Consider the following 20,821-nt stretch of genomic DNA (forward strand, 5'->3'; position numbering starts at 1 on the left):
CAACGGTAGAGCAATGATAACAGAAAGCATCGAGAATGTATCAAACATTCGATGGCCGTTCGAAAACAACATATGTTTCCCGGCTCGCATATGCTAACGGGGTTCATCGTCGCGCGGGTTTTAGCTTCGGTGCCAGATAATTTTCGTCCTTTCGCCCCGTTATGCCGGACCGCCCATGCCCCGTTATTTCTTTCACCTGCGCGATGGCGACGATGTGCTTCTCGATCTGGAGGGGCGAGACCTCTCCTGCCTTCAGGCCGTTGCCGCCGTGACGCTTGAGGAAGCGCGGGCGATAATCGCTCACGATGCGCGGGATAGAGAGATCAGGCTGACCTACCGGCTGGCCGTCGAGGACGAGACGGGGCAGCCCGTGCACCGGCTCGACTTCGAAGATGCCATCGCGATGGTCCGGCGGATACCCGTCCGCTAGACCCCGCCACTTCGCAGCTTGCTCAGCCGATGCGAAGAAGGGGCGCTCGGAAGCCGGTACCGGCGCTCACTCGAAGCGCTACTCGGGCTCGCTCTCAACTTCCGGCGCCCGAACTCCGGCGCGGACAGGGCTTCCCGCTGGAGACGTCGACGCTGTCACGGGAAGCAGGGCAGGCACTCTCCCGCACCGCAGCGATCCACCGTGAGCGCGCTCGCCGAACAGGCTCTCCGCTGGAGTGTCGGCGATTCTGTACAGAAGTGGTGGTGCCGCTTAGGTGACTCGAACACCTGACCCCATCATTACGAATGATGTGCTCTACCAACTGAGCTAAAGCGGCACAGAGCGCGCGCCTTAGTCGCACTGGCGGCGGGTCGCAATGCCTGTTTGCGCGCGGCGGCGGATTGCTCTCCCCAAACGCCCGTGCTCGGCCGGCCCCGCAATTGCCGCGCGGCCATGAAAAAGGGAAGGACGCCGGGGGTTGGAGCGCCCTTCCCTCTCGCCTCGCGTGGAGGACAGCTTAGGGCAGGAGCACGCCGTCGATGACGTGAACAACCCCGTTCGAAGCGCCGATATCGGTCTGGGTGACGGTGGCGGTGTTGCCCGCGGTGTCGCGCAAGACCACGTTCTCGCCCACCAGCATCGCGGTCAGCGTGGCGCCGTTGAGCGTGGTCAGCGTGTAGCCTTCCTCGCCCGCGCCGGCGATCGCCGCTACCAGCGCCTCGGCATTCGTCTCGCCGGGGATCACATGGTAGGTCAGCACGCCCCGGAGCTGCGCCCGGTTCTCGGGCTGGAGCAGCGTGTCGACGGTGCCGTCGGGCAGCTTGGCGAAAGCCTGGTCGGTGGGCGCGAAGACCGTCAGCGGGCCGTCGCCGGCGAGCGCGCCAGCCAGACCGGCGGCCTCGACCGCGGCGATCAGCGTGGTGTGCTGCGGCGAGGCGGTCGCCACTTCGGCGATGGTCTGCTCGTTCTGATGCGCGGCGGAGCCATGGTGGTCGGCGAAGGCCGGAGCGGCCGTGCCGAGCAACAGGACGGCGGCGATGGAAGTGATGCGCTTCATGGGGGGTATCCTTTCGAGGGGATTGCCAATGTTCGGCCGCGATGGATGCGGCCCACACGAGATTGGGCGGCGGCGGGCGCGTCTCAACCTGACCTTGAGGACAGGTTGCGGCCTGGGGCGAGGCCGCTATCGGGCCGAGACTGGCTGGTTGTGCGCGCCGTAGCGATCGCCCTGCCAAGGTGCGAGCGACGAGGTCAGTAACCCGCCTCGATCGCGATCCGGATCGCGTCCGCGGTGGTCCTGACCTCGAGCCCGCGGAACAGGGCGGCGCGGTGCATCTTGACCGTTCGCTCGCTCAGTCCAAGCTCGTGCGCGATCTGCTTGTTGAGCTTGCCACGGGCAAGTTCGATGAGGATCTGGCGCTGGCGCGGGCTCAGATCGGCCACCCGGCGGTGCGCGCGGCGGCGGCGATCGTCGCTGGTGTTCGCCGGGGAAGCGGCGATCTCGACCTGCGAGCCGAGGAAATACTCGAGCGCGCCGGTAGAATCGAAGATCGGCGCGACCATGACCGCATTGCGGAAGGGCGTGCCGTCCTTCTTGTAGTTGAGGATCTCGACCATCGTCGGGCGCTGCATCCGGATGCCGGTGCGCAGCGTCTCGGTCAGCCAGGGTTCGGTGTCGGGGCCCGCCATGAAGCGGCAATTGCTGCCGAGGATTTCGTCGCGGCTGTAGCCGGTGAGCGCCACGAAGGCATCGTTGCAGGCGACGATGGGATTGTCGGCCTGGCGCGGATCGCTCACCACCGCAGCGATCGCGCTGGAAGCGATGAGGTCGGACGCAGGCATGGTCCAAGGCTAGCGAAGCGCTCGCGCGATGGAAAGCGGTCAGCGGAGCCAACCGCCCGCTTTCACGAGCCAATCGTCGCAAGTGGAAAGAAGGGAGTGGAGGCCCGAGCCGGAATCGAACCGGCGTGCGAGGATTTGCAGTCCTCTACGTAACCACTCCGCCATCGGGCCTTGGGGTTCCTGCCGTCAGGTGACGGTGGCGAAGCGGCGCATTAGCGAAACCGGGCGCGCATGGCAATGCGCTTCCAACCTCTCATCGCTGGCACCCTTCCGTTACGTCAGTCTGGACCTCGCCGCGAAGGCGGCTATGTCCCTCTTCCATGGCTATCCAGGAACTGCTCGATCCGATCACCGCCGCCGGGGGCGAGGTGCGCTTCGGAAGCTTCGACGAATGGCAACAGGGCCGCACGCTCTATGGCGGCGCCTCTGCGCTGATCGCCTACACTGCAGCGATCCGCGCCTTCCCCGACCTGCCGCCGCTGTGTGCGGGCCAGATCGCCTTCGTCGCGCCGGTGGACGAGACCGCCGAGCTGCGCCGCGAGATCGTCCGCCAGGGGCGCAATGTCACCCAGGTGCGCAGCGAAATCTGGTGCCAGGGGCAATGCACGCTGACCGCCTTCTTCCTGTTCGGCGCCGAGCGCGAGACCAACGCCAGCCACGATGCGGCCGCGCTCGCCGACTGGCCCGGTCCGCCCGGCCAGGCCGAGGATGTGATGGGCAATCAGGGCCCTGCCTTCCTGCAGAACAATTTCGAGCTGCGCCGCGCGCAGGACCAGCGCGGTCCCGGCGATCCGGTGGTGCGCCGCTGGGCGCGGCTCAAGCCGCCGACCGGGCTCGACCCGATGAGCGAGCTGGTCCTGCTCGGCGACGTGCTGCCGCCCGGCGCGATGCGCGCCATGGCGCGGCCGGGTCCGCTCAGCTCGATCAACTGGTCGTTCAACCTGCTCGGCACCGAGCCACAGACGCGAGACGGCTGGTGGCTCTCCGAGAACGCCAGCCAGCACGCCGCAGCGGGCTATTCGAGCGAACGGCTGCGGCTGTGGAACGCCGATGGCCGCCAGGTCATGGACGGGCTGCAATCGGTTGCGATCTTCGGCTGAGGCCCTCTCGCGGGCCGAAAAGATGATGCCAGGGGGCCTGTAAGCCGGGTTCTGTCCTGCAACCGGTATCCCGAAGGACCTGCGCCGCAGGGGCAGCCATTCATCTGGGCCGCGTGTCGCCACGCGGCTCGAGCAGCCAACCCGGGTCGCTCGGGGCAAAGCACCCCTGCCCGGTCCTTGCGGAAGCCGGGCGCGCGACCCCTATTCGGCCTTGCTCCGGGTGGGGTTTACCATGCGGACCACGTTGCCGTGCGCCCCGGTGCGCTCTTACCGCACCCTTTCACCCTTGCCTGTGCCCGATGCGCTCCCGAAGGAGCGCGGGCCATCGGCGGTATGCTCTCTGTGGCACTGTCCCTCGGCGCACACCCGAAGGTGCGGACCGGGCGGGCGTTACCCGCCACCCTTTCTTCGTGGAGCCCGGACTTTCCTCGGCGGAAATCGCTTCCCGACGCGGCTGCCCGGCCCCCTGGCGAAGGAGCAGATAGACGCCGATGAACGCGCTGCCAAGCGGTCCCTTGCTATCCTATGGGGCTTCTTGGGCCGCGTGACTTACCCAGTAGGACCCCGGAATAGGCGTGCCATCGAGCAAGGCGGCCGGTTCGAATTTTGCAAGGCGCAGCAAGTCTTCGCAGCCTCTTCGGTCGAGCGCGGCATTGCCGGTCGAGTGATTGATGCCGCATCCAACCGGTTTTCCGTCCTCATCGATCACGAGTTGAAAGCTCGCAAAGTCAGCCCCGCTTCTGCGAAGAGCTCGGTCGAATGAAGCGTCGAAAGCGGTCGGCCGCCAGATCGCTTCGTCGATCGGAACTGGGTGCCTGTGCCTCATCGCCAGATCCGGCAAAACGTAGCGTATGGCCTGGACCGTCGTTGCAGCTTGGGGATTACCTTCACTGTCAACCGCGGGTTCGTACTGCGCATATTGCATCATCCCGCGACACGCAGCCTCGTCCAGCGCGAATGATCGGCTGGACTCGGTAACCTCACAGTTACGAACGCTCCCAGCTTCGTCGATTTCCAATTCCATCGCGACGGTGCCCTCTTCACTGTTAGTTAGCGCAGAGACAGGATAATCCTCCTGGATTTTCATTGCCCACGTTTCGATTTCTCTTGGTACAGGGCCGCGCGCTTCCTGCGCACGCGCATCGACAGCCACACACGCTAGAAGTCCCAACAAGCCGAAAACCAGTTCTCGCAATATTGCCTCCTACCTAACGCGTGCGTCCCTGGTCCCTGTCCAGCAGCAAGTGGAACAGGATCGCGCGCAGCTCGCCGTCGATTGCGCCGTCGATCCGCTCGGGCCGCCAGCGGCGCTGGAAGGCCTCGACCGCCTTGTGGCCATCGGTGATGTCGTAGCCGAACCGTTCGAGCGCGAGGTAGAAGGAGGCGTCGTTGTCGAAAGGATCGCCGCGCTCGAGCTTTTCCGGGCGCGGGAGGCACAGACCGTATTCGGCCAGCCGGTCCCAGGGAAACAGTTCGCCCGGATCGATCTTGCGCGCCGGGGCGACGTCGGAATGGCCGACCACATTGGCGCGCGGGATGTCGTATTGCTTCACCATCCGCGCCACCAGCGGGACCAGCGCCTCGAACTGCGCATCAGGAAAGGGGCGGTAGCCGTATTTGTGGCCGGGATGATCGAGTTCGATGCCGATGCTGGCGGAGTTGACGTCCTTGATCCCGCGCCAGAAGGAGACGCCCGCATGCCAGGCGCGCTTTTCCTCGGGCACCAGCCGGACGACCTCGCCCTGGGCGCCGATCAGGTAATTGGCCGAGACCTTCGCCTCGGGATCGCACAATCGCTCGATCGCGAAGCCCTTGTCTTCCATCTCGGTGTAGTGGATCACCACCATCGAGATCGGCAATTCGCGTTCGTCGTGATTGGGCGACAGCACCTCGCGATCGACCAGCTCGTCCTTGCTGACCGGCAGTTTCGCTCCGACCGTTCCGAATTCCGATCCGGTTTCGCTCACCCGATCATGCCCTCGGGCTCGGGCAGGACCGCGCCGAGCACGAGCGCATCCTCGCTGCGCGCGAATTGCAGCCCGCCGCCGCATTGCTTGGCGAGCAGGTAGATCATGTGCGCGGGCGCGGTGCGGCTCGACAGTTCCCCGGGGTCGAGCCGGCCTTCGAGCGCGAGCCCCAGCACCTCGTCGAATGCGATCCGCGGCCCGCTGGCGCGCAGCACGATCTCGGTCGCGCCGTCGCGCAGTTCGGCGCCGATCTCGAGCGTGCCGCCGCGAACCAGCGAATCGACCGCGATCTGCGCGAAGTTGAGCATCACCTTGACCGCAGGCTTGGGCAGATTGGACTGCGAGAGCGACCAATTGACCTCGATCCGGCCCTTGTCCGCCACCAGCGCGTCGATCAGCTTGCGGGTCTCCTCGACCGGGACCCGGTCGCCGAAACCGCCCGCGGCGCCGAAGGCCAGGCGGAAGAACTTGAGCTTGTTGGTGCTGACCAGCGCGCTCTGCTCGAGCAGCTCCATGCAGTTCTGGCGCATCGCCGGATCGGTTTCGGTGGCGAGCAGCTCGAGCCCGTTGCTCAGCGCTCCGACCGGCGAAAGCAGGTCGTGGCACAGACGCGAACACAGCAGCGCGGCAAGGTCGACGGATGAGTTTTCGGACATGGTTTCCAAAGTTCTAAAGCCAGGCCCGTGCATTAGCGAGAGACCAGGCGATAGGGAAGCGCGCTGAAGCCCGCATTGCCGGAGCGCCAGAAAGTTACCGTGTCGCCGGCGACGATCGCCCAGATCATCCCGTCTCCAGCGGCCATGGCGGTGTCGGTGGCGGAAGGACGCGCCTGGCCGACCGGGTGCGAATGGTAATAGCCCACCAATTCAGGTCCGCCCGAGCGCATGGCGCGATGCGCATCGATCAGCGTCTGGGGATCGATCTCGAAATGGGTTTCGGGCTGCGGGTGGACGTTCGTCGCCGCGGTGAAGGCATCGATCCGCCGCTCTCCCGCCTCGCCTAACAGCAGGCCGCAGCATTCTCGCGGGCGTGCCGCCGCGGCTTCGGCCAACAGCGCATCGAACAGCTCGCTTGTCACTTGCAGGGTCATCACCCATGGCTCTGTACCATGAGCGCCAAGGAAATCATCACCGGGACGATCGAACGGCCCGAGCGGCTCGATAAGGCGCTGGCCGGCGCGGCCGGGCTGTCGCGCGAGAGGGTCAAGCGGCTGATCGCCGATGGCGCGGTCAGCGTCGCGGGCGCGGTCGTGCGCGAGCCCTCGGGCAAGATCGCCGCGGGAACGCCATTCGCGATCGCGCTGCCGCCCGCCAAGCCGCTCGATGTCGCGCCGCAGGATATCCCGCTGAGAGTTGCGTTCGAGGACGAGCACCTGATCGTGGTCGACAAGCCTGCGGGGATGGTGGTCCACCCCGCCGCGGGCAATCGCGACGGGACGCTGGTCAACGCGCTGCTGTTCCACTGCGCCGGACGGCTCTCGGGGATCAACGGCGTGGCGCGCCCCGGAATCGTCCACCGGATCGACAAGGACACCTCGGGCCTGATCGTGGTCGCCAAGACCGATGCCTCGCACGAGAGCCTGGCGGCGCAATTCTCCGAGCATTCCGTCCATCGGCGCTATCTGGCGGTCTGCGCCGGACACCCCAACCCGCCAGCGGGGCGGATCGAGGCCCGGCTCGGCCGTTCGGATCGCGACCGCAAGAAGATGGCGGTGCTGCAGGAGGACGCCGAGCGCGGCAAACACGCGGTCACCCATTACCGGTCGATTCGGCGCCTCGATCACGCAACGTTGATCGAATGCCGGCTGGAGACCGGGCGCACGCACCAGGTCCGGGTTCACCTTATGTCAATCGGCCATCCGCTATTGGGAGATCCAATCTACGGACGCACGCCGAAGGCGCTGCGAGACCTGCTTTCCGAGATCGGTTTCCAACGCCAGGCGCTCCATGCCGCGGAGCTCGGCTTCATCCATCCCGCGACCGGCGAGACGGTGCAATTCACAGCCGAATTGCCCCGGGACATGCGGGAACTGATCGACGAAACCGCTCGTTGAAATCGATGAAAGGCGCTTTCAGGCGCGCGTCCTTAGTCTATAAGTGAACCAGTGGCCCGAACGGCCAGATGCCCGGCAGGGGTCTGGCGCATGGAGGCTGACGCTAGAAAGGTCAGGGTAATCGTGAGCAATTCCAAATCATTGAGCGTCCCGGCGCTCGGCGGCGAGCAGAGCCTCAACCGCTACCTCTCCGAAATCAAGAAGTTCCCCGTGCTGACGGCCGAGCAGGAATACATGCTCGCCAAGCGCTATGAGGAGCACGAGGATTCGGACGCCGCGGCGCAGCTCGTCACTTCGCATCTGCGGCTCGTGGCCAAGATCGCAATGGGCTATCGCGGCTACGGCCTGCCCGTTTCGGATCTTATTTCCGAAGGCAATGTCGGGCTGATGCAGGGCGTCAAGAAATTCGAGGCCGATCGCGGCTTTCGGCTCGCCACCTATGCGATGTGGTGGATCAAGGCGTCGATCCAGGAATTCATCCTGCGCAGCTGGAGCCTGGTCAAGATGGGCACCACTGCCGCGCAGAAGAAGCTGTTCTTCAACCTGCGGCGGATGAAAAAGCAGCTCGAGGCCTATGAGGACAGCGATCTCCATCCCGAGGACGTGACCAAGATCGCCACCACGCTCGGCGTCCCCGAGCAGGAGGTGGTCAACATGAACCGCCGGATGATGATGGGCGGCGACGGCTCGCTCAACACGCCGATGCGCAATGGCGAAGACGGTTCGGGCGAATGGATGGACTGGCTGACCGACGATCGTCCGCTCCAGGACGAGACGGTCGCCGAGGTCGAGGAAAAGACCGTGCGTCACGAGATGCTGGTCGAGGCGATGGACAGCCTCAACGACCGCGAGAAGCACATCCTCACCGAGCGGCGGCTGACCGACAATCCGCAGACGCTCGAGGAATTGAGCAAGGTCTACGACGTCAGCCGCGAACGTATCCGCCAGATCGAGGTGCGCGCTTTCGAGAAGCTGCAGAAGGCGATGAAGGCGATCGCCGGCGAGAGGCTGATACCGATCGCCGCCTGACGGGTCTCGGCCACTGCAAACACGATAAAGGCAGCGCATCCCGGTGATGCGCTGCCTTTTCGTTTAGCCTGCTCTTCGTTCGGTCCGGATGTGTCAGCGCGCGCCAAGCATATCGAGCAGTTCCTGCTGATTGCCGTTCGCTTCGGAATTGCGGAACGCCCTCACCGCCTCGACGCAGATCTCGCTCGGCGTCGACTTCTGCGCCAGCAGCGCCATCGATTCCGTGACAAAATCGTCCAGCGGCAGATATCCTTCCAGCTGCGACTGTCCAGGCGTGAGTTCGGTCTGGACGCCGGGCGGGATCAGCTCGATCACCTCGACCAGCCCTTCGAGCCGCTTCCTCAGCGACAGAGTGTAGGAATGCAGCGCCGCCTTGCTTGCCGAATAGCTCGCCGCCTTGGGCAGGGGGACGAAAGCCAGGCCGGAAGAGACGTTGATCAAGGCGGCATCCTCGGCCGTTTTCAACTGCTCGATGAAAGCGTCGATGAGCCGGATCGGGCCGAGCAGATTGGTTTCCACCACCCGCTCCGCATCGTCCAGATCGCGCGGCGCTTCGATAGTCTCGAACGGCATGATCCCGGCGTTGTTCACCACGACGTTGAGCCCCGGGAACCGCTCGCACAGCCCCGTCGCGAATGCCGCGACGCCTTGGGCATCGGCGACGTCGAATTCGACAGGATGGATGTTCTCGCGGCCCTTCGCGGTTTCCGCCAGGCTGGAGAGCGTGCGCCCGGCGACGATGACCGTGTTGCCGGCATCGTGCCAACGCCGCGCATATTCGCGGCCGATGCCGCTGCCCCCGCCGGTGACCAGAATGGTGTTGCCGCTGCTCTTCATACCCTGCATCCTATCGACCGGTTCGCGAGCGCGGCGCTATAGGGTAGAGTTCGACATCGGACAATCAACGCGGTTGCGCGCAGGGGCGCACGACCCTAACCGGGCGCAATGATAGGCCGCATCGCCGCATTCCTGGTCAAGCTGATCATCGGCTTCGTCGCGCTGAGCCTGGCGCTGGTGATACTGTTTAAATTCGTCCCCGTGCCCGTCACCGCAACGATGCTGATGGACGAGAACGGGATCACCAAGGATTGGGAGCCGCTGGCGGACATCGACCGCGATCTGGTTCGCGCGGTGATCGCGGCGGAGGACGGCAAGTTCTGCAGTCACGACGGCTTCGACCGCGAGGCGATCGAGACCGCGATCCGCAGGAATGCCGAAGGAGGCCGGATCCGCGGTGGCTCGACCATCAGCCAGCAGACCGCCAAGAACGTCTTCCTGTGGCAGGGCGGTGGCTATGCCCGCAAGGCGGCGGAGGCCTGGTTCACGCTGCTGATCGAACAGATCTGGGGCAAGCGTCGGATCATGGAGGTCTATCTCAACGTCGCCGAGACCGGGATCGGCACCTATGGCGCCGAGGCCGGCGCACAGCGCTATTTCGGCAAGTCCGCAGCCGACCTATCGGCGCTGGAAGCGGCGCGGATGGCGGCGGCGCTGCCGCTTCCCAAGGAGCGGTCGGTGGTCAATCCCTCGGGCTGGCTGCGCCGCCACGGCAACACCATCTCAGCCCGGATCGGCGTGGTCGGGCGTGACGCGCTCGACGCCTGCGTCTACCAGTAGCTCCCATGGGCGCCGGTCACTCGCACAGCCACCAGCACGAGCCTGGCCACGGGCACAGCCACGCGCCTGCCGATTTCGGCAACGCCTTCCTCATCGGCATCGTGCTCAACACGGCTTTCGTCGTGATCGAGGCGACCTATGGCTGGCTCTCGGGCTCGATGGCGCTGATCGCGGATGCCGGTCACAACCTCTCAGACGTGCTCGCGCTGATGCTCGCCTGGGCCGCGAGCGTGGCGGCCAAGCGCCCTCCGACCGGGCGCTTCACCTATGGCTACAAGAGTTCGACCATCCTCGCCGCGCTCGCCAATGCGGCGCTGCTGCTGATCGCGGTGGGGGCGATCCTCTACGAGACGATCACCCGCATGGCCGACCCCGCCCCGGTCGAGGGCATGACCATGGTGGTGATCGCCGGGATCGGGATTCTCATCAACACCGGCACCGCGCTGCTGTTCCTTCGCGGCCGCAAGGGCGATCTCAACATCCGCGGCGCCTTCCTGCACATGGCCGCCGACGCGCTGGTGAGCCTGGGCGTGGTGATCGCCGGGCTGGCGATCCTATGGAGCGGCGCGCTGTGGATCGACCCGGCGGTTAGTCTGGTGATCGTTTTGGTGATCGCTTGGGGCACCTGGGGGCTGCTCAAGGACAGCGTAAAAATGAGCCTGCAGGCGGTGCCTTCGGGCATTTCGGAGAGAGCGGTGCGCGGCTACCTCGCCGGTCTGCCCGGGGTCGAGGCGGTCCACGATTTGCATATCTGGCCGATGAGCACCACCGAGACCGCGCTGACCGCGCATCTGGTGATGCCGGGCGGCCACCCCGGGGACGCATTCCTGAGCGAGATCGCCGGGGAGCTCGAGCATCATCACCGTATCGGCCATACGACGGTGCAAGTGGAGATTAGCCGCGAGGATTGTGTCGGGGGCTGTTGAGGCTTCGCTCGCCTACGGCTGGCTGCGGGCCCAACGTTCGGTCAGCCATAGGACGAACATCTGCGCTGCTACCAAGCTGACCCCGCCAACCAAGGCACCGATCGCCGGTTCGCCATTTTGCATCTCGCGCGGGATCAAAGCGGTGAATGTCGCGATGGTTAGCAATACGAGCGAAAAGAGGATCGGCAGCATCCAGACCATCGTCCGCCGCGGAGCCATACGCGTAGGATTGCCCGCTATGTCGTAATGCCCGGGAAGCTGCTCGAACCGCGCGTAGCGACGGCTGGCCCAGAAACCGGACAGCAGCAGCAGCCCGACGAAAGGCAGGGCAACCACGATGGGAAGCCCTGCCATCATCGTCAGGCCGCTTCTTCCTTGTTCTTCTTGCCGCCATGGACCCGGACCGGATCCTTGCGGCCCTCGACCACGTCCTTGTCGACCACGATCTCGGTGATCCCGTCCATGTCGGGCAGGTCGAACATCGTGTCGAGCAGGATGCCTTCGACGATCGAGCGCAGCCCGCGAGCGCCTGTCTTGCGCGCGATGGCACGGTCGGCGATCGCTTTCAGCGCCTCGTCGGTGAAGGTCAGTTCGACATCCTCGATCTCGAACATCTTGGCGTATTGCTTGATCAGCGCGTTCTTCGGCTCGGTCAGGATCGTCACCAGCGCGTCGACATCGAGATCGCGCAGCGTGGCGATCACCGGCAGACGGCCGACGAACTCGGGGATCAGCCCGAACTTGAGCAGATCCTCGGGCTCGCTCTTCTCGAGCAGTTCGCCGACGCGGCGCTTGTCGGGATCCGCGACATGCGCGCCGAAGCCGATGCTGCGCTTCTGCAGCCGGTCGCCGATGATCTTCTCGAGGCCCGAGAAAGCGCCGCCGCAGATGAACAGGATGTTGGTCGTGTCGACCTGGAGGAATTCCTGCTGCGGATGCTTGCGCCCGCCCTGCGGCGGAACCGAAGCGGTGGTGCCTTCCATCAGCTTGAGCAGCGCCTGCTGGACGCCCTCGCCCGACACGTCGCGCGTGATCGAGGGGTTCTCCGCCTTGCGGGTGATCTTGTCGATCTCGTCGATATAGACGATCCCGTGCTGCGCCTTCTCGACATTGTAGTCGGACGACTGGAGCAGTTTGAGAATGATGTTCTCGACATCCTCGCCGACATAGCCCGCTTCGGTCAGCGTGGTCGCATCGGCCATGGTGAAGGGCACGTCGAAGGTGCGCGCCAGCGTCTGCGCCAGCAGCGTCTTGCCGCAGCCGGTTGGGCCGACCAGCAGGATGTTGGACTTCGCCAGCTCGACATCGCCCGACTTCCCGGCGTGCTTCAAGCGCTTGTAGTGATTGTGCACCGCGACCGAGAGCACGCGCTTGGCGCGGTCCTGGCCGATGACATAATCGTTCAGCGTCGCGAAGATTTCCGAAGGAGCGGGGATATCCCCTTCCTTGCGACCGGCGATGCCGGCCTTGGTCTCTTCGCGGATGATGTCGTTGCACAATTCGACGCATTCGTCGCAGATGAACACGGTCGGGCCCGCAATCAGCTTGCGCACCTCGTGCTGGGACTTGCCGCAGAAGCTGCAATACAGCGTCGACTTGCTATCGGTTCCGCTCAATTCGGTCATACCTTGATATTTCCCCGCCTGACCCAGCTGGTTGACTCGGCCCCCATGGGCCGGACAGGTCGGTTTCCTTCAAAAATAGCTATAGCGCAACCGCCTTGCCGCAAGCTGAAGCGGCAAGGTTGCCAAAATGCTACGCTTTAGAACTCGTTAAGCAATACAGATCAGCTCGGAGCGCCGCCGCTGCCGGGCTTCTCATCGCTTTCCTCGTTCTCGGGCCGCGTCTCGAACACCTTGTCGACGATGCCGAAAGCCATGGCTTCGTCGGCTTCGAGGAAGGTGTCGCGATCCATGGCCTTCTCGATCTCTTCCAGGCTGCGGCCGGTGTATTTCTCGTAGAGCTCGTTCATGCGCTTCTTGATGCGCAGGATCTCGCGCGCCTGGATCTCGATGTCCGAGGCCATGCCGCGCGCGCCGCCCGAGGGCTGGTGGACCATGATCCGCGCGTTGGGCAGCGCGATCCGCATCCCCGGCTCGCCCGCGGCGAGCAGGAAGCTGCCCATGCTGGCGGCCTGGCCGAGACAGACGGTCGAGACCCGCGGCTTGATGTACTGCATCGTGTCGTGGATCGCCATGCCGGCGGTCACAACGCCGCCGGGCGAGTTGATATACATGCTGATCGGCTTGGACGGGTTCTCGCTCTCGAGAAACAGCAGCTGCGCGGTGATCAGCGAGGCCATGCCATCCTCGACCTGGCCGGTGACGAACACGATCCGCTCGCGCAGCAGGCGGCTGAAGATGTCGAAGCTGCGCTCGCCGCGGGCGGTCTGCTCGACCACCACCGGAACCAGCGCGCCGGTCACCGGGTCGCGGGAAAACTGCCCCTGCGAGCCGTAGGTATCGCCAATGTGCGCGCTCAGATCGATCATGTCGGTGAGAATCCTGTCGTGAGTGAATGAAACCGCTATGTCGCGACTGTGGGGATGAATTCAAGGGGCTTCGACCCCGCGGTCCGCAGCTTGTCGCGCGGCGATCGCCTTCGAGCACAGGAAGCAGGGTCGAATCCGTTGGTCGGGTGCAATCGACCGGCGGTCGAGGCTGAATTGGAATGTTCGCTTACACTTGTAGACGCCGCTGCGGATCAACCACCGGAAGAACGTTTATCAATGGCCCTGCGCACACTGCTCCTTGCCGCCTCCTCCATCGCCCTTGTTGCCGCAGCCGCACCGGTCCAGGCGCAGACGCCGCCGGCGGGGAGCGCGGAAGTTCCGGAGACTGCGCCCCCGGCGGCGGGAGCGCGCGTCTTCGAGCCGGCCTATTTCGCGCAATTCGCACCCCGCAATGCGTTCGACATGGTCACGCGCATTCCGGGGTTCACGATCTCCGGCGGCAACAATCAGGGCCAGCGCGGTCTCGGCCAGGCCACGCAGAACGTGATCGTCAACGGCGAGCGTTTCTCGAGCAAGTCCGAAAGCGTCGAGGATCAGCTGCGCCGCATTCCCGCCGCCGATGTGGTGCGTATCGAACTCGTCGACGGAAATACGCTGAACATTCCCGGGCTGACCGGGCTTGTCGCCAACGTGATCTACAAGAGCGCTGGGGTTTCGGGCCAGTTCCGCTGGAGCTCGGGTTTTCGACTGCACAACACCGAGGCTCAGCCGTTTGGCGGCGAGGCCTCGATGACCGGCAGCAGCGGGCTACTGGATTACACCGTCTCCATCTCCAACGACAACGACCGCTTCGGCGCCGATGGCCCTGTGATCCTGACCGATAGCAGCGGCGCCTTGATCGAGCGGCAGTATGCGAAATTCTCGGGCAAGTTCGACAACCCCAGGCTGGCGACGATCTTCGCCTACGATTTCGGCAGCGGGATCCTTGCGAATTTGAACCTCAGCTATGGGGAAGACTTCTTTTATCGCGATGAGCCGGAGATCGGCTATCCGGCGGTCGGCCCGGTCCGCACCCGCGCCTCGCGTGTCCACGAGGACGGGCCGGAATACGAGATCGGCGGCGACATTCAGTTTCCCTTCGGCCCGGGCACGATGAAGCTGATCGGCCTCGAACGCTATGAGCGCGACAATTATACCGCCACGCTGATCGACAGTTTCGACGATGGGAGCCAGGCGACGGGGTACCGTTTCGACCAGACCAACGGCGCAGGCGAACGGATCGGCCGCTTCGAATATGGCTGGAAGCTGTGGCAGGCCGACTGGCAGTTCTCCGGCGAGGCCGCCTTCAACCGGCTCGATCGCACTTCGGCGCTCTTCGAACTGGCTCCCGGCGGCGAATTCCTTGCGCTGCCTTTTCCGGGTGGCAACGGCGGCGTGACCGAGAACCGATACGAAACAAGTCTCAGCTTCTCGCGGCAGATCCTGTCGACGCTCTCGGTCCAGGCGATCGGCGCGATGGAATTTTCCACCATCGAGCAGACCGGCGTTGCGGCAAATGCGCGCAGTTTCCAGCGCCCGAAGGGATCTTTCGCCGCAACCTGGAAGCCATCCGATGGGCTCGACCTCTCGGTCACTCTGGCACGGCGGGTAAGCCAGCTGTCCTTCGGCGACTTCCTCGCCAGCGTCTCGCTCAACGACGACAATGCGAACGGCGGGAACAACGAACTGGTCCCTTACCAGAGCTGGAACGTCGAACTCGAAGCCAACAAGCGGTTCGGACCGTGGGGATCAATAAAGCTGGAGGCCAAGCAGGCCTGGTTCGAGGATTTCATCGACTGGTTCCCGCTCGGCGATGGAGGAGAGGCCCGCGGCAACATCGGCGACGCGAAACGCCTGCACCTCGAAGCCAACGCCACGATCAACATGGATCCCCTCGGATGGAACGGGGCACGCTTCGACATTCAGGCGGTGAAGCGCTTCATGGATGTTACCGATCCTTTCACCGGGTTCAGCCGCGGCTTTTCCCACGATCAGGAGGGTGCGCTCGAAATCGCCTTCCGCCATGACATCCCCGAAAGCGACTGGGCTTGGGGCGCCGACCTCAGCCATTTCGACAATGCCCCGTATGCCCGGCGCTATGAGGAAGGACGCGAATGGGAAGGGCCGTTCTTCGGTACGCTCTTCGTCGAGCACAAGGACGTCCTCGGCCTCACGGTACAGGCCCGCGCGGGCAATCTGCTCGGCGGACGGGATTACTATCGCCGGACCGTGTATGAGGGCTCGCGAGAAGGCGGAGACGTGCTGTTCCACGAATACGCCGATCGCCGGATCGGGCCGACCTTTCGGTTTGTCGTGAGCGGCGACTTCTGAGGATCCTTGTTCTGGGGGTTCTTGCAAAGCCGCCCCGGATCGGCACTGTGAAGGCATGCAGTGCAGCACTCTGCCGCGGACGACCGCCATCATGCAGCTCGACGATGCTGTCGAAGCCCTGCGAGGCGTCTCGACCCCGAAACCGGCCGTCGCGCGTTGGTGCCCGATGATCAAGCGTAGCAATCGATAATCCGTGGAATTTGACCCTCGCATCATGATGTTCGTCATCTTCGGCATCGGGCTGATGCTGGCGGTGACGCTCGAACGCTGGCTGGCGAAGATGTGGATGTCGCTGCCCATCCTGTATGTCGGGGCGGGCTTCCTGCTCGCCTCGCTGCCGCTGGGCCTGCCATTCTTCAATCCGGCGTGGGACGGGTTCGACGCCCTGACCCTTGAATATGTGACCGAGTTCATCGTCATCGCCAGCCTGGCCGCAGCCGGCATCGCGATCGATCGGCCCGTCAGCTGGCGCAACTGGCGCCAGATCTGGCCCCTGCTCGTGGTCGCCATGCCTCTGACGATCGCGGCGGTCGCATTTCTCGGCTGGTGGGCGATCGGCCTCGCCCCGGCCAGCGCGATCCTGCTCGGCGCAGCGCTGGCGCCGACCGATCCCGTACTGGCGCGCAGCGTCCAGGTCGGCCCGCCGGGCGAAGGCAAACGCCACGACGTGCGCTTCAGCCTTACGGTGGAAGCCGGGATCAACGACGGGCTGGCCTTTCCTTTCACCCACCTGGCGATCGCCGCGCTGGGCATGTCGGCGCTGGGAAGCTGGACGCTCGAATGGGCGGCTTTCGACTTGGTCTACAGGATAGTCGCAGGCGTTGCGGCCGGTTGGGGCATCGGACGGCTCGGCGCCTGGTACGTCTTCGAGCGCGAGGCGGATGCGCCGATCGAGGAAGTCGAGGATTCAACGCCCAAATATTCCACTCGCGAAGGGCTGGTCGTGCTCGGCACGTTGCTCCTGGCCTACGGCTCGGCGGAACTCATTCATGGCTATGGCTTTCTCGCCGTCTTCGTTGCGGCCGTCACCGCGCGACAGCGCGAGAACGCGAGCCGCTATCACAAGATCAGTCATCATTTCATCGACCAGATCGAACAGATCGTGCTGGTTGCGGTGCTGCTCGGCTTCGGCGCCATGCTCGCCAGCGGCGTGCTCAATGCGCTCACCTGGCCGGCGGCGCTGGTGGGGCTGGCGCTGGTGTTTGTAATCCGTCCGTTGGCGGGAATGCTGTCCGAAACCTGGTCCCCGCTGCCATTGGCGGGGACTGCCGCGATCGCCTTTCTCGGGGTGCGCGGGATGGGGTCGATCTACTATCTCGCCTACGGCCAGAACCACGGCGATTTCGAAGGACTGCCGCTGCTGTGGGCCACCGCCAGTTTCGCGATACTCGTTTCGATCCTCGTTCACGGCGTTCTGGCCGGGCCGCTGATCGCCTATGTCGAGGGCCGCGGCGGGCACATCCATACCGGGCAGAAGGAAGAAATGCCCCATCTCGCCCCGCGCCCCGCCAAAAGTGCGGATGCCGAAATCGAGCCCGCTCCGCAAACGGATTGACTCAGGTCAGGTCCGCCCTGCCCTCATCCGAGCATAGAAAAAGGGCGGCAAGGTCTCATCGACCTGCCGCCCTGTTCGTGTCTGCCCAATGCAGACCTATTTCGATGCAGACCTATTTTTTGGCCGGAGCCTTCTTGGCCGGAGCTTTCTTGGCTGCGGGCTTCTCCGCAGCGGCGCTCTTGGCGGGAGCCTTCTTGGCCGGAGCCTTCTTGGCAGCAGGCTCGTCGGCGGCTTCGCTTGCTGCCGCTTCCTTCTTGGGCGCAGCCTTCTTCTTCGCAGCGGGCTTGGCTTCCTCGGATGGCTTGTCCTCGCCCTTCTCGGCAGCGGCCTTTTTCGCCGGAGTCTTCTTGGCCGGGGCCTTCTTCTTGGTGGCGGGCTGCTTCGCCTCTTCCGCGTCCTCGTCGGCTTCGATCGCCGCCTCGAGTTCCTCGCGGGTCACTTCGCGCTCGGTCACTTCGGCCTTGTCGAACAGGAAATCGACGACCTTGTCCTCATAGAGCGGCGCGCGCAGCTGGGCGGCGGCCATCGGCTCCTGCTGGACGTACTGGATGAAACGCTCGCGATCCTCGGCGCGGTATTGCTGCGCCGCCTGCTGGATCAGCATCGACATTTCCTGTCCGCTGACCTCGACGCCATTGGACTGGCCGATTTCCGAAAGCAGCAGACCCAAACGCACGCGGCGCTCGGCGATGTGGCGGTAATCGTCCTTCTCGGCCTCGATTTCCTTCATCGCCTCGGCGGGATCGTCCGACTGCGAGGCTTCCTGCTGGAGCTGCGCCCAGATCTGCTCGAACTCGGCCTCGACCATCCCCTGCGGCACGGCGAAATCGTGACCCGAAGCCAGCTGGTCGAGCAGCGCGCGCTTCATCTGCGTACGGGTGAGACCGGCGGTCTCCTGCTCGAGCTGGGCGCGCAGCAGTTCCTTGAGCTTGTTGAGGCTCTCGAGTCCGAGGTTCTTGGCGAACTCGTCGTCGGCCTTGGTCTCGTCCTCGACCTTCACCTGCTGGACGGTGACGGCGAATTGCGCCGCCTTGCCGGCAAGGTGCGTGGCCTGGTAATCTTCGGGGAAGGTTACCGTGATGGTTTTCTCTTCACCGGTCTTCACACCCGTGAGCTGCTCCTCGAAGCCGGGAATGAACTGGCCCGAGCCGATCACCAGCGGTGCGCCTTCGGCCTTGCCGCCTTCGAACTCGACCCCGTCGATGCTGCCGACGAAATCGATGATCAATTGGTCGCCATCGGCGGCCTTCTTCGACTTGGGGGCGTCCTTATAGCTCTTGTTGTTGGCGGTCAGCTGGCCGATCGCTTCATCGACCTGTTCGTCGGTCACGGGCACGGTCAGCTTTTCCAGCTTGAGCCCGTCGATATCGGGGGTCTCGACCTTGGGCAGGATTTCCAGCTCGACCGTCAGCTCGACGTCCTTGCCCTGCTCGTAGCTCTCGTCGAGATCGATCTTGGGCTGCATCGCGGGGCGGAGCTGCTTTTCGCGCATCAGATTGTCGACCGATTCGCGAATCGTGTCGTTCATGACCTGCGCGTGCATCTGCTCGCCGTGCATCTTGCGCACCAGATTGGCGGGCACCTTGCCGGGGCGGAAGCCGGGCATGCGGACCTGCGGGGCGAGCTTCTTGACCTCGGCGGAAACCTTCGCGTCGATATCTTTGGCGGGGACCGTCAGCTTGTAGCCGCGCTTGAGGCCTTCGTTGGTCGTCTCGGTGATCTGCATGAATGGGTACTCTTGAATGGGTCTAACCGGTGCTGGGCGAGAGGCTGCCGGAGGGCGGCTGGTGCGGGCGAAGGGACTCGAACCCCCACATCTTTCGATACTGGTACCTAAAACCAGCGCGTCTACCAATTCCGCCACGCCCGCAACCCAAACGAAGCCGCGCGTCGACAGCCACGCCGCGCGTGTAGGCGCGTGCCTCTAATCGGATGCGCCAAAAAGGGCAAGCGCGGCGATGGATGGCAGGAACGCTAGTCGCCCGTCCGCCGTTGATGGGCAAAGAAAGGCACCCCATGAGCGATTACCACACGCCCAAGACCCCGCCCGATACTCCGCCGGTGATCGATCCCGATGTCGATCCGAAGACCGCGGCGGAGATGGAAGAGGACGGCGAAGCCGAAGGGGAGCCGCTCGGCCATCGCACCGACCAAAGCGAGATCGACACCGAACGTCCCGACGATGCGGGCGAAAATTCCCGGCGCGCGCTGCGCTCGGCCCCTCTCCTGCCCCCCGACTGAGGAATTGATAATGGCTACCCAGCCCGACCCTGCCCCCGACACGATCGATCCCGGCGCACCGAACGAGATGCCGCCCTCGAGCCCGCCCAACGAGGCCCCGATGCGCGAACCGCCCGAGATCGAGCCACCCCAGCCCGACATCGATAATCCCGGCACCAATCCCGACGAGATATGATCCTGGGTCGATCATGCCACCGGGTTGCAATCGCCCCTTAGCGATCCGCCGAGCGGATTGAACTTGCGGGAGCTTGCGCCGCGTCTTAGGGGCGCGGCATGAGCGATACAGCCACCAGCGACACCCCGCCCGACCGCCTCTCGGTCAATCCGCGCAGCGAATTTTTCGATGCCGATCTGCTCAGGCGCGGCGTCGGCATCCGCTTCAAGGGTGCGGTGCGCACCAATGTCGACGAGTTCTGCATTTCCGAAGGCTGGATTCGCGTCCAGGCGGGCAAGACCATGGATCGCAAGGGCAATCCGTTGACCCTCAAGCTCAACGGCCCCGTCGAGGCCTGGTACGAGGATCTGGGCGAGAATCCGCCGGTCGCCAAGACCGACTGATCCGCCAGAGCCTCAGTTCGAGAATTCGTTGAAGGCGCTCAGGAAGCGGCGCGAACTTTTCATGCGTGTCGGCCCTTGCTTCGGCGCCTGCGCGATCCGCACCGAAGCGCCGCGCGTGCGGTCGGAATAGATAAAGCCTTCCACCGGCCACGCGGTTTTGCCCAGCGCGCCGAGCGGATGATACCAGACCCGGACCGCACTCCAGTCGTTGGCGGGCGAGACATCCACCGCCAGCACGTCGCGCTCGATCTGCCCGCGCCGCCCGTCGATCGGCGACCAATTGGCGTGATCGAGCAGGACTGTGCGGCTGTCGACCACCCGGCTGACGGCGGCGACATGACCCAGTGCCATATTGCGATGCGGTCGGAATGCCATCACCGCGCCGACCTTGGGGGCGTTGCCGGTCGCATAGCGGCCCTCGGCCTGCTGCCACCAGGTGTGCGCGTCGCCGAACAGACGAATTCCCGAAACCTCGCGAGCATAGGGCACGCATTGCAGATAGGGAGCCAGCTCGGCATTGCGCGAGGCGTCGCTCGCGCCGAAGCCGAAATCGTCGCTGGATTGCGCCAGCGCCGGAACCGCTGCCAGCAAGGCGAGGCCGCTAAGGCCGAAGGCGATGGGTTTCCTCATGACCGCAATATTGCGCGCACGAGCCTTGCGACATGGCTGCCGAAAGCGGTT

The 20,821-nt window shown here is 64.6% G+C and carries 23 protein-coding genes, 3 tRNA genes and 1 other RNA gene; 11 read left to right on the forward strand and 16 right to left on the reverse strand.

All coding sequences use genetic code 11. The features are described from left to right. Positions 1 to 175 precede the first annotated feature (175 nt). Positions 176 to 430, forward strand: coding sequence for a DUF6894 family protein (locus tag ACQ5J0_RS02400; protein ID WP_462568933.1), 255 nt, complete (start codon positions 176 to 178; stop codon positions 428 to 430). Positions 431 to 691: 261 nt separating this feature from the next. Here the strand turns inward: ACQ5J0_RS02400 and ACQ5J0_RS02405 are convergent. The 4 genes from ACQ5J0_RS02405 to ACQ5J0_RS02420 form a co-directional block, all read right to left on the reverse strand. After that, a tRNA-Thr gene (locus tag ACQ5J0_RS02405) sits at positions 692 to 767 on the reverse strand. A 180-nt stretch (positions 768 to 947) separates the two neighbouring features. Beyond that, on the reverse strand, positions 948 to 1,487 hold the full coding sequence (locus tag ACQ5J0_RS02410; protein ID WP_462568934.1) for a fasciclin domain-containing protein: 540 nt from the start codon (positions 1,485 to 1,487) through the stop codon (positions 948 to 950). 194 nt (positions 1,488 to 1,681) lie between these two features. Beyond that, positions 1,682 to 2,272, reverse strand: coding sequence for a response regulator transcription factor (locus tag ACQ5J0_RS02415; RefSeq protein ID WP_462568935.1), 591 nt, complete (start codon positions 2,270 to 2,272; stop codon positions 1,682 to 1,684). A gap of 97 nt (positions 2,273 to 2,369) precedes the next feature. After that, positions 2,370 to 2,443: transfer RNA gene (locus tag ACQ5J0_RS02420), tRNA-Cys, on the reverse strand. Positions 2,444 to 2,592: 149 nt separating this feature from the next. Between ACQ5J0_RS02420 and ACQ5J0_RS02425 the strand changes: the two genes are divergently transcribed. Beyond that, on the forward strand, positions 2,593 to 3,372 hold the full coding sequence (locus ACQ5J0_RS02425) for an acyl-CoA thioesterase (protein ID WP_462568936.1): 780 nt from the start codon (positions 2,593 to 2,595) through the stop codon (positions 3,370 to 3,372). 24 nt (positions 3,373 to 3,396) lie between these two features. Here ACQ5J0_RS02425 and rnpB read toward each other — a convergent pair. The 5 genes from rnpB to ACQ5J0_RS02450 all read right to left on the reverse strand — a co-directional run bounded on the left by rnpB (position 3,397) and on the right by ACQ5J0_RS02450 (position 6,429). Continuing rightward, positions 3,397 to 3,842, reverse strand: an RNA gene (rnpB, locus tag ACQ5J0_RS02430) — RNase P RNA component class A. Positions 3,843 to 3,895: 53 nt separating this feature from the next. Further along, a complete protein-coding gene (locus tag ACQ5J0_RS02435) occupies positions 3,896 to 4,567 on the reverse strand; it encodes a TonB family protein (RefSeq protein ID WP_462568937.1) in 672 nt (223 codons plus the stop codon). A gap of 13 nt (positions 4,568 to 4,580) precedes the next feature. Continuing rightward, complete coding sequence (locus ACQ5J0_RS02440) at positions 4,581 to 5,219, reverse strand: N-acetylmuramoyl-L-alanine amidase (protein ID WP_462570045.1); 639 nt, start codon at positions 5,217 to 5,219, stop codon at positions 4,581 to 4,583. A gap of 116 nt (positions 5,220 to 5,335) precedes the next feature. Further along, complete coding sequence (locus tag ACQ5J0_RS02445) at positions 5,336 to 5,995, reverse strand: histidine phosphotransferase family protein (protein ID WP_462568938.1); 660 nt, start codon at positions 5,993 to 5,995, stop codon at positions 5,336 to 5,338. 32 nt (positions 5,996 to 6,027) lie between these two features. Then, positions 6,028 to 6,429, reverse strand: coding sequence for a M67 family metallopeptidase (locus ACQ5J0_RS02450; RefSeq protein ID WP_462568939.1), 402 nt, complete (start codon positions 6,427 to 6,429; stop codon positions 6,028 to 6,030). 18 nt (positions 6,430 to 6,447) lie between these two features. On the opposite strand from ACQ5J0_RS02450, the gene ACQ5J0_RS02455 reads away from it, so the two are divergent. Together ACQ5J0_RS02455 and rpoH are read left to right on the forward strand one after the other, a co-directional pair. Next, positions 6,448 to 7,392: an RluA family pseudouridine synthase gene (locus tag ACQ5J0_RS02455; RefSeq protein ID WP_462568940.1), complete on the forward strand. Its 945-nt coding sequence runs from the start codon at positions 6,448 to 6,450 to the stop codon at positions 7,390 to 7,392. 90 nt (positions 7,393 to 7,482) lie between these two features. Further along, positions 7,483 to 8,421 (forward strand): RNA polymerase sigma factor RpoH, encoded by a 939-nt coding sequence (gene rpoH / locus ACQ5J0_RS02460; protein WP_462568941.1) that lies wholly within the window; start codon positions 7,483 to 7,485, stop codon positions 8,419 to 8,421. Positions 8,422 to 8,514: 93 nt separating this feature from the next. On the opposite strand, the gene ACQ5J0_RS02465 is transcribed toward rpoH, so the two are convergent. Further along, positions 8,515 to 9,258 carry an SDR family oxidoreductase gene (locus ACQ5J0_RS02465; protein ID WP_462568942.1) on the reverse strand — a complete coding sequence of 248 codons (744 nt, stop codon included), beginning with the start codon at positions 9,256 to 9,258 and terminating at the stop codon, positions 8,515 to 8,517. Between the two features lie 108 nt (positions 9,259 to 9,366). Between ACQ5J0_RS02465 and mtgA the strand changes: the two genes are divergently transcribed. Then, a complete protein-coding gene (mtgA, locus tag ACQ5J0_RS02470; protein WP_462568943.1) occupies positions 9,367 to 10,038 on the forward strand; it encodes a monofunctional biosynthetic peptidoglycan transglycosylase in 672 nt (223 codons plus the stop codon). A 5-nt stretch (positions 10,039 to 10,043) separates the two neighbouring features. Continuing rightward, the gene (locus ACQ5J0_RS02475; RefSeq protein WP_462568944.1) at positions 10,044 to 10,964 is read left to right on the forward strand and encodes a cation diffusion facilitator family transporter; all 921 of its coding nucleotides are present in this window, start codon (positions 10,044 to 10,046) and stop codon (positions 10,962 to 10,964) included. Positions 10,965 to 10,976: 12 nt separating this feature from the next. On the opposite strand, the gene ACQ5J0_RS02480 is transcribed toward ACQ5J0_RS02475, so the two are convergent. The 3 genes from ACQ5J0_RS02480 to ACQ5J0_RS02490 all read right to left on the reverse strand — a co-directional run bounded on the left by ACQ5J0_RS02480 (position 10,977) and on the right by ACQ5J0_RS02490 (position 13,455). Beyond that, positions 10,977 to 11,318, reverse strand: coding sequence for a hypothetical protein (locus ACQ5J0_RS02480; RefSeq protein WP_462568945.1), 342 nt, complete (start codon positions 11,316 to 11,318; stop codon positions 10,977 to 10,979). 5 nt (positions 11,319 to 11,323) lie between these two features. Next, positions 11,324 to 12,589, reverse strand: a complete 1,266-nt coding sequence (clpX, locus tag ACQ5J0_RS02485; protein ID WP_462568946.1) for an ATP-dependent Clp protease ATP-binding subunit ClpX — start codon at positions 12,587 to 12,589, stop codon at positions 11,324 to 11,326. Positions 12,590 to 12,750: 161 nt separating this feature from the next. After that, the gene (locus ACQ5J0_RS02490; RefSeq protein ID WP_462568947.1) at positions 12,751 to 13,455 is read right to left on the reverse strand and encodes an ATP-dependent Clp protease proteolytic subunit; all 705 of its coding nucleotides are present in this window, start codon (positions 13,453 to 13,455) and stop codon (positions 12,751 to 12,753) included. A 237-nt stretch (positions 13,456 to 13,692) separates the two neighbouring features. Here ACQ5J0_RS02490 and ACQ5J0_RS02495 point away from each other — a divergent pair, with 237 nt between their 5' ends. Together ACQ5J0_RS02495 and ACQ5J0_RS02500 are read left to right on the forward strand one after the other, a co-directional pair. Continuing rightward, positions 13,693 to 15,786 carry a TonB-dependent receptor plug domain-containing protein gene (locus ACQ5J0_RS02495; protein WP_462568948.1) on the forward strand — a complete coding sequence of 698 codons (2,094 nt, stop codon included), beginning with the start codon at positions 13,693 to 13,695 and terminating at the stop codon, positions 15,784 to 15,786. A gap of 193 nt (positions 15,787 to 15,979) precedes the next feature. Next, complete coding sequence (locus tag ACQ5J0_RS02500) at positions 15,980 to 17,341, forward strand: cation:proton antiporter (protein WP_462568949.1); 1,362 nt, start codon at positions 15,980 to 15,982, stop codon at positions 17,339 to 17,341. A gap of 112 nt (positions 17,342 to 17,453) precedes the next feature. Here the strand turns inward: ACQ5J0_RS02500 and tig are convergent, their stop codons facing one another. Beyond that, positions 17,454 to 19,067, reverse strand: a complete 1,614-nt coding sequence (gene tig, locus ACQ5J0_RS02505) for a trigger factor (protein WP_462568950.1) — start codon at positions 19,065 to 19,067, stop codon at positions 17,454 to 17,456. A gap of 59 nt (positions 19,068 to 19,126) precedes the next feature. Then, positions 19,127 to 19,211 (reverse strand) — tRNA-Leu (locus tag ACQ5J0_RS02510). A gap of 146 nt (positions 19,212 to 19,357) precedes the next feature. Here ACQ5J0_RS02510 and ACQ5J0_RS02515 point away from each other — a divergent pair. The 3 genes from ACQ5J0_RS02515 to ACQ5J0_RS02525 all read left to right on the forward strand — a co-directional run bounded on the left by ACQ5J0_RS02515 (position 19,358) and on the right by ACQ5J0_RS02525 (position 20,140). Further along, positions 19,358 to 19,582: a hypothetical protein gene (locus ACQ5J0_RS02515; protein ID WP_462568951.1), complete on the forward strand. Its 225-nt coding sequence runs from the start codon at positions 19,358 to 19,360 to the stop codon at positions 19,580 to 19,582. A 10-nt stretch (positions 19,583 to 19,592) separates the two neighbouring features. Beyond that, positions 19,593 to 19,757 carry a hypothetical protein gene (locus ACQ5J0_RS02520; protein WP_462568952.1) on the forward strand — a complete coding sequence of 55 codons (165 nt, stop codon included), beginning with the start codon at positions 19,593 to 19,595 and terminating at the stop codon, positions 19,755 to 19,757. A gap of 98 nt (positions 19,758 to 19,855) precedes the next feature. Next, the gene (locus ACQ5J0_RS02525) at positions 19,856 to 20,140 is read left to right on the forward strand and encodes a DUF3297 family protein (RefSeq protein ID WP_462568953.1); all 285 of its coding nucleotides are present in this window, start codon (positions 19,856 to 19,858) and stop codon (positions 20,138 to 20,140) included. 12 nt (positions 20,141 to 20,152) lie between these two features. Here ACQ5J0_RS02525 and ACQ5J0_RS02530 read toward each other — a convergent pair whose 3' ends face one another. Then, complete coding sequence (locus tag ACQ5J0_RS02530; RefSeq protein ID WP_462568954.1) at positions 20,153 to 20,770, reverse strand: CHAP domain-containing protein; 618 nt, start codon at positions 20,768 to 20,770, stop codon at positions 20,153 to 20,155. Positions 20,771 to 20,821 lie beyond the last annotated feature (51 nt).

Source organism: Qipengyuania sp. SM2512, from assembly GCF_054954005.1.

What these genes read in the sequence shown, in the direction of transcription:
- ACQ5J0_RS02480 (WP_462568945.1), bottom strand. Translation starts at nt 11,318, where the DNA reads ATGGCAGGGCTTCCCATCGTGGTTGCCCTGCCTTTCGTCGGGCTGCTG.
- ACQ5J0_RS02445 (WP_462568938.1), bottom strand. Translation starts at nt 5,995, where the DNA reads ATGTCCGAAAACTCATCCGTCGACCTTGCCGCGCTGCTGTGTTCGCGT.
- ACQ5J0_RS02400 (WP_462568933.1), top strand. Translation starts at nt 176, where the DNA reads ATGCCCCGTTATTTCTTTCACCTGCGCGATGGCGACGATGTGCTTCTC.
- ACQ5J0_RS02490 (WP_462568947.1), bottom strand. Translation starts at nt 13,455, where the DNA reads ATGATCGATCTGAGCGCGCACATTGGCGATACCTACGGCTCGCAGGGG.
- ACQ5J0_RS02455 (WP_462568940.1), top strand. Translation starts at nt 6,448, where the DNA reads ATGAGCGCCAAGGAAATCATCACCGGGACGATCGAACGGCCCGAGCGG.
- ACQ5J0_RS02525 (WP_462568953.1), top strand. Translation starts at nt 19,856, where the DNA reads ATGAGCGATACAGCCACCAGCGACACCCCGCCCGACCGCCTCTCGGTC.
- ACQ5J0_RS02425 (WP_462568936.1), top strand. Translation starts at nt 2,593, where the DNA reads ATGGCTATCCAGGAACTGCTCGATCCGATCACCGCCGCCGGGGGCGAG.
- ACQ5J0_RS02410 (WP_462568934.1), bottom strand. Translation starts at nt 1,487, where the DNA reads ATGAAGCGCATCACTTCCATCGCCGCCGTCCTGTTGCTCGGCACGGCC.
- ACQ5J0_RS02450 (WP_462568939.1), bottom strand. Translation starts at nt 6,429, where the DNA reads ATGACCCTGCAAGTGACAAGCGAGCTGTTCGATGCGCTGTTGGCCGAA.
- ACQ5J0_RS02465 (WP_462568942.1), bottom strand. Translation starts at nt 9,258, where the DNA reads ATGAAGAGCAGCGGCAACACCATTCTGGTCACCGGCGGGGGCAGCGGC.
- tig (WP_462568950.1), bottom strand. Translation starts at nt 19,067, where the DNA reads ATGCAGATCACCGAGACGACCAACGAAGGCCTCAAGCGCGGCTACAAG.
- ACQ5J0_RS02520 (WP_462568952.1), top strand. Translation starts at nt 19,593, where the DNA reads ATGGCTACCCAGCCCGACCCTGCCCCCGACACGATCGATCCCGGCGCA.
- ACQ5J0_RS02440 (WP_462570045.1), bottom strand. Translation starts at nt 5,219, where the DNA reads ATGGTGGTGATCCACTACACCGAGATGGAAGACAAGGGCTTCGCGATC.
- ACQ5J0_RS02515 (WP_462568951.1), top strand. Translation starts at nt 19,358, where the DNA reads ATGAGCGATTACCACACGCCCAAGACCCCGCCCGATACTCCGCCGGTG.
- ACQ5J0_RS02495 (WP_462568948.1), top strand. Translation starts at nt 13,693, where the DNA reads ATGGCCCTGCGCACACTGCTCCTTGCCGCCTCCTCCATCGCCCTTGTT.
- rpoH (WP_462568941.1), top strand. Translation starts at nt 7,483, where the DNA reads ATGGAGGCTGACGCTAGAAAGGTCAGGGTAATCGTGAGCAATTCCAAA.
- mtgA (WP_462568943.1), top strand. Translation starts at nt 9,367, where the DNA reads ATGATAGGCCGCATCGCCGCATTCCTGGTCAAGCTGATCATCGGCTTC.
- ACQ5J0_RS02475 (WP_462568944.1), top strand. Translation starts at nt 10,044, where the DNA reads ATGGGCGCCGGTCACTCGCACAGCCACCAGCACGAGCCTGGCCACGGG.
- clpX (WP_462568946.1), bottom strand. Translation starts at nt 12,589, where the DNA reads ATGACCGAATTGAGCGGAACCGATAGCAAGTCGACGCTGTATTGCAGC.
- ACQ5J0_RS02415 (WP_462568935.1), bottom strand. Translation starts at nt 2,272, where the DNA reads ATGCCTGCGTCCGACCTCATCGCTTCCAGCGCGATCGCTGCGGTGGTG.
- ACQ5J0_RS02530 (WP_462568954.1), bottom strand. Translation starts at nt 20,770, where the DNA reads ATGAGGAAACCCATCGCCTTCGGCCTTAGCGGCCTCGCCTTGCTGGCA.